The organism is Enterovibrio coralii (assembly GCF_001559595.1).
Taxonomy (GTDB): Bacteria; Pseudomonadota; Gammaproteobacteria; order Enterobacterales; family Vibrionaceae; genus Enterovibrio; species Enterovibrio coralii.
Map to the genome: position 1 here is coordinate 1 of NZ_LNTY01000007.1, position 3,020 is coordinate 3,020.

A 3,020-nucleotide genomic window follows, 5' to 3' on the forward strand; every position below is an offset into this window, starting at 1 on the left:
GAACATGTTCTTAGAACAACCTTGGTTGTTTGAACATACGAAACCTCTTGGGGTTGTATGGTTAAGTGACTAAGCGTACACGGTGGATGCCTTGGCAGTCAGAGGCGATGAAGGACGTAGTAACTTGCGATAAGCCCAGATTAGGTAGTAACAACCGCTTGAGTCTGGGATTTCCGAATGGGGAAACCCACTTGCATAAGCAAGTATCCCACACTGAATACATAGGTGTGGAGAGGCGAACTCGGGGAACTGAAACATCTAAGTACCCGAAGGAAAAGAAATCAATTGAGATTCCGGCAGTAGCGGCGAGCGACCCCGGATTAGCCCTTAAGCGTTTTATGAGTTAGTGGAAGGTTCTGGAAAGTACCGCGATACAGGGTGATAGCCCCGTACACGACAACTTATTTAACGTGAAAACGAGTAGGACGGGACACGTGTTATCTTGTCTGAAGATGGGGGGACCATCCTCCAAGGCTAAATACTCCTGACTGACCGATAGTGAACCAGTACCGTGAGGGAAAGGCGAAAAGAACCCCTGTGAGGGGAGTGAAATAGAACCTGAAACCGTGTACGTACAAGCAGTGGGAGCCCACTTGTTGGGTGACTGCGTACCTTTTGTATAATGGGTCAGCGACTTACGTTATGTAGCAAGGTTAACCGAATAGGGGAGCCGTAGGGAAACCGAGTCTTAACTGGGCGAATGAGTTGCATGACGTAGACCCGAAACCGAGTGATCTAGCCATGGGCAGGTTGAAGATTGAGTAACATCAATTGGAGGACCGAACCGACTAATGTTGAAAAATTAGCGGATGACTTGTGGCTAGGGGTGAAAGGCCAATCAAACTCGGAGATAGCTGGTTCTCCCCGAAAGCTATTTAGGTAGCGCCTCGGACGAATACTACTGGGGGTAGAGCACTGTTAAGGCTAGGGGGTCATCCCGACTTACCAACCCTTTGCAAACTCCGAATACCAGTAAGTAATATCCGGGAGACACACGGCGGGTGCTAACGTCCGTCGTGGAGAGGGAAACAACCCAGACCGCCAGCTAAGGTCCCAAAGTTATCGCTAAGTGGGAAACGATGTGGGAAGGCTCAGACAGCAGGATGTTGGCTTAGAAGCAGCCATCATTTAAAGAAAGCGTAATAGCTCACTGGTCGAGTCGGCCTGCGCGGAAGATGTAACGGGGCTAAGCGATACACCGAAGCTGCGGCATCAGTCTTTTAGACTGTTGGGTAGGGGAGCGTTCTGTAAGCCGTTGAAGGTGTACTGAGAAGTATGCTGGAGGTATCAGAAGTGCGAATGCTGACATGAGTAACGACAAAGGGGGTGAAAAACCTCCTCGCCGGAAGACCAAGGGTTCCTGTCCAACGTTAATCGGGGCAGGGTAAGTCGACCCCTAAGGCGAGGCCGAAAGGCGTAGTCGATGGGAAACGGGTTAATATTCCCGTACTGCTTATAACTGCGATGGGGGGACGGAGAAGGCTAGGTGGGCCAGGCGACGGTTGTCCTGGTTCAAAGGTGTAGGCTGTATTCTTAGGCAAATCCGGGAATACACTAGGCTGAGACCTGATGTCGAGACACTACGGTGTTGAAGTCATTGATGCCATGCTTCCGGGAAAAGCCTCTAAGCTTCAGGTTATGAGCAATCGTACCCCAAACCGACACAGGTGGTCGGGTAGAGAATACCAAGGCGCTTGAGAGAACTCGGGTGAAGGAACTAGGCAAAATGGTACCGTAACTTCGGGAGAAGGTACGCTGCCCATGGTGAAGTCCCTTGCGGATGGAGCTGAGGGCAGTCGCAGATACCAGGTGGCTGCAACTGTTTATTAAAAACATAGCACTGTGCAAAATCGAAAGATGACGTATACGGTGTGACGCCTGCCCGGTGCCGGAAGGTTAATTGATGGGGTTAGACTTCGGTCGAAGCTCTTGATCGAAGCCCCGGTAAACGGCGGCCGTAACTATAACGGTCCTAAGGTAGCGAAATTCCTTGTCGGGTAAGTTCCGACCTGCACGAATGGCGTAATGATGGCCACGCTGTCTCCACCCGAGACTCAGTGAAATTGAAATCGCAGTGAAGATGCTGTGTACCCGCGGCTAGACGGAAAGACCCCGTGAACCTTTACTACAGCTTGGCACTGAACATTGAGCCTACATGTGTAGGATAGGTGGGAGCTTCGAAGCGGTGACGCCAGTTACCGTGGAGCCGTCCTTGAAATACCACCCTTGTATGTTTGATGTTCTAACTTGGCCCCATTATCTGGGGTGAGGACAGTGCCTGGTGGGTAGTTTGACTGGGGCGGTCTCCTCCCAAAGAGTAACGGAGGAGCACGAAGGTGGGCTAATCACGGTCGGACATCGTGAGGTTAGTGCAATGGCATAAGCCGCTTGACTGCGAGAATGACGGTTCGAGCAGGTGCGAAAGCAGGTCATAGTGATCCGGTGGTTCTGAATGGAAGGGCCATCGCTCAACGGATAAAAGGTACTCCGGGGATAACAGGCTGATACCGCCCAAGAGTTCATATCGACGGCGGTGTTTGGCACCTCGATGTCGGCTCATCACATCCTGGGGCTGAAGTCGGTCCCAAGGGTATGGCTGTTCGCCATTTAAAGTGGTACGCGAGCTGGGTTTAGAACGTCGTGAGACAGTTCGGTCCCTATCTGCCGTGGGCGTTGGATGATTGAGAGGGGCTGCTCCTAGTACGAGAGGACCGGAGTGGACGAACCTCTGGTGTTCGGGTTGTCACGCCAGTGGCATTGCCCGGTAGCTAAGTTCGGAATCGATAACCGCTGAAAGCATCTAAGCGGGAAGCGAGCCTCAAGATGAGTCATCCCTAGGACTATAAGTCCTCTAAAGGGTTGTTGGAGACTACGACGTAGATAGGTCAGGTGTGTAAGCGCTGTGAGGCGTTGAGCTAACTGATACTAATTGCCCGTGAGGCTTAACCATACAACACCCAAGGGGTTTTGACGGACTCAAAATAGAACGTTGAATGTGTAAGAACGAGAATTAAGAAACA

1 rRNA gene is annotated in these 3,020 nt (G+C 51.5%); it reads left to right on the forward strand.

What is annotated here, in order from left to right:
* Positions 1-59: 59 nt before the first annotated feature.
* Positions 60-2,950, forward strand: a 23S ribosomal RNA gene (locus tag ATN88_RS04270).
* Positions 2,951-3,020: the final 70 nt, after the last annotated feature.